Origin of the sequence: Promicromonospora kroppenstedtii DSM 19349 (genome assembly GCF_000515355.1) — a bacterium.
GTDB lineage: Bacteria > Actinomycetota > Actinomycetes > Actinomycetales > Cellulomonadaceae > Promicromonospora > Promicromonospora kroppenstedtii.
Genome location: NZ_KI911642.1, coordinates 5,257 through 7,869, shown reverse-complemented (window position 1 = coordinate 7,869; position 2,613 = coordinate 5,257). Strand labels below are relative to the sequence as shown.

General features: G+C 74.0%; 2 protein-coding genes and 1 pseudogene. 1 reads left to right on the top strand and 2 read right to left on the bottom strand.

Going from position 1 to position 2,613, the window contains the following annotated elements; genetic code table 11:
- On the top strand, positions 1–908 hold a 908-nt coding region (locus tag PROKR_RS08705; RefSeq protein WP_051432806.1), incomplete at its 5' end, for a CehA/McbA family metallohydrolase.
- Here the strand turns inward: PROKR_RS08705 and PROKR_RS08700 are convergent.
- Both PROKR_RS08700 and PROKR_RS08695 read right to left on the bottom strand, forming a co-directional pair.
- Positions 898–2,274 carry an MFS transporter gene (locus tag PROKR_RS08700; RefSeq protein ID WP_245605761.1) on the bottom strand — a complete coding sequence of 459 codons (1,377 nt, stop codon included), beginning with the start codon at positions 2,272–2,274 and terminating at the stop codon, positions 898–900. The two genes, PROKR_RS08705 and PROKR_RS08700, sit on opposite strands and share 11 nt — an antisense overlap.
- 14 nt (positions 2,275–2,288) lie before the next feature.
- A pseudogene (locus PROKR_RS08695) lies at positions 2,289–2,613 on the bottom strand (hypothetical protein); the annotation flags it as partial.

Below are 2,613 nucleotides of genomic sequence, written 5' to 3'. Positions count from 1 at the left end.
GGCAGGTCGCGCCCCCGCCGTCGGGCACGGGGACCGACCGCACCCGGCTGGGCCGCGACCTGCCCGCGCCGGACGGCCTGACCTGGTACGCGGGCGACCTCCACGCGCACACCACGCACTCGGACGGGACGCTGAGCATCGCGCAGCTCGCGTCCGCCGCCGTCGGGCGCGGCCTGGACTTCCTCGCCGTGACCGACCACAACACCGTCTCGCACCACGCGCACCTGCCCGGCGTCGGCGCGGCGTACGACCTGTGCCTGCTGCCCGGGCAGGAGGTCACCACGCACGCGGGCCACGCGAACGCGTTCGGGGACATCGGCTGGGTGGACTTCCGGCGTCCGGCGCGGCAGTGGCTGTCCGACGTCGAGGCGCGCGGCGGGCTGCTGTCCGTGAACCACCCGCTGCAGGACGACTGCGGCTGGCAGTTCCCCGTGCGGACCGGATTCCTGGAGCTCTGGCACATCTCGTGGTTCCTCGACCTGACGGCGACCGGGCCGTGGGCGTACCTGCGGGGCCTCGGCTCGTCGGACGGCGCCCCGGGCACGAGTCCCGTTTTCCTGGGCGGCAGCGACTTCCACACGCCCGACCAGGGCTACCCGCCCGGCACGCCCACGACCTGGGTCGCGGCGGCCGACCGCACGCCAGAGGCGATCCTGGACGCGATCCGCCAGGGACGCACCGCCGTCAGCCGGTTCCCGGGGCCGAGCGAGCCTGTCCTGGTGCGGGTGGGCGACGACCTGGTCGCGGTCGACGCGGACGGCACCGTCCTGGTCGAGGGCCTGCCCGACGGCGGCATCGACCGCAGGCGGCGGGTCCGCGGGGACCGCGTGACGTTCTCCGCGCCGCGCGAGCACGGCCCTTACCGGTTGGAGGCGGCGGACCGGACGCTGCTCGCGATCAGCGCGTGACCGGCCGGCTGCCTGCGCCGGCGTCCTGCGGCGCCGCGGGCAGCCGGATGAACCGCGACACGACCGTGCCGATCGTCAGCAGCACGAACGGGTACACCGACAGGTAAACGCGGAACGCCTGCCCGGGGTCCGGTCCGGGGTCGGCGCCCGAGTGGTAGCCGAACCACAGCGCGAGCGACGCCAGCGCAGCAGCCGTCAGCAGGCCGTTGAGCCGGCCCAGCACCCCGAACGCCGCCAGGAACAAGCCGCTGCGGTGGGTGCCGTGCTGTGCGGCGTCGGCGTCGAGCACACGGGCGATCACCAGGTCGTTGGTCGCGAGCACGCCGGAGTAGCCCACGGCCACGGCGAGCCCGGCAAGGATGCCGGTGACCAGGTCGGTCGCGAAGTACAGGGGCACGAACCCGACGGCCGCGACCGGCAGCGCGAGCCGCCACGTCCGGGCCGCGCCCTTGCGCCGCACCACGCCCGCCCACACGCTCAGCATTCCGATCGACACGGCGATCACGACGAGCTGCAGGATGCTCGCGTCCAGCGCCGACCCGCCCAGCGTGTGCGCCACGTACAGCTGCAACCCGCCGAGCACCAGCGCCATCGCCGCGCCGTAGCAGGCGTTGACCAGCCCCACGGTCCAGAAGTGCACCGTCGAGAGGATCTGACCGACGGACCGGAAGAACTGCGGCTTGGGCTCCGCGTCCAGAGCCGGGTCCTCGCGCACGCCGAGCGCGGTCCACAGGATGACCGCCGCCGAGACCACGCCGAAGATGATCGCCAGCCGCCCGTAGCCGACGGCGGAACCCTCGGTACCCAGCACGTTCCGCGCCAGGACCGGCGTCAGCGCCAGTGCGATCACCAGGGCGACCAGCTGCGCGCCCTGCCGCACCGCGTTCGCCGTCGCCCGCCGTCGCTCGTGGGTGAACAGCTCCGGCAACAGCGCGCCGTAGCTGGCGTTGATCAGGGAGTCCGCCATCTCCGTGGTGATCGCGAAGACCGCGAACCACACCGCGAGCCCCACCGCCGAGTCCGCCACCGCGCCCGGCACCGTGAACAGCGCGATCGTCGTGACCGTGAGCACCAGCGCGCCGACCACCAGGTACGGCCGACGCCGCCCCCACCGCGAGCGGGTCCGGTCCGACAGGTACCCGAACACGGGGTTGTCCAGCGCGTCCAGTACCCCGTACACGGCGTACACGGTCGCGTAGACGACAGCGTCCAGGCCGAGCAGCTCCACGTACACGTAGAGCATCGAGCCCTTGACCAGGTTGATCGGCAGCGACGTGCCGAACATCCCGACGCCGTAGCGCAGCGGCGACGTCCCGCCCGCACCCCGCGGCGGGGATCCTGCCTGCGGCGCGTCCTCGGCCTCCACGCGGGTGAGCCTACTCACCACTCGCTGACGAGGTCGATGCCCTCCCGCTCGATCTCCCGGGTGAAGACCGGGTCGCCCAGCAGCCGCAGCTCCCACGCCCGCTTGCGCCACCACGTCGCCGAGACCTCCCGCTGCCGCGGGGTGTCCGGCGCCGGGTGCAGGAAGATCTCGCTCGCCCCCTCGGGCAGCCGGCGCAGCAGGCCCAGGTAGTACTCCCGCAGCGCCGGGTAGTCCCGGGCCTCCGCGTCACCCCCACGAAGGGTCGCGATCACCCGTGGGAGGCGCACGCCGGCGGTGTCCGCGGCCGCGACGGCGCTCGCGTGCCGGGCGCGGACGCCG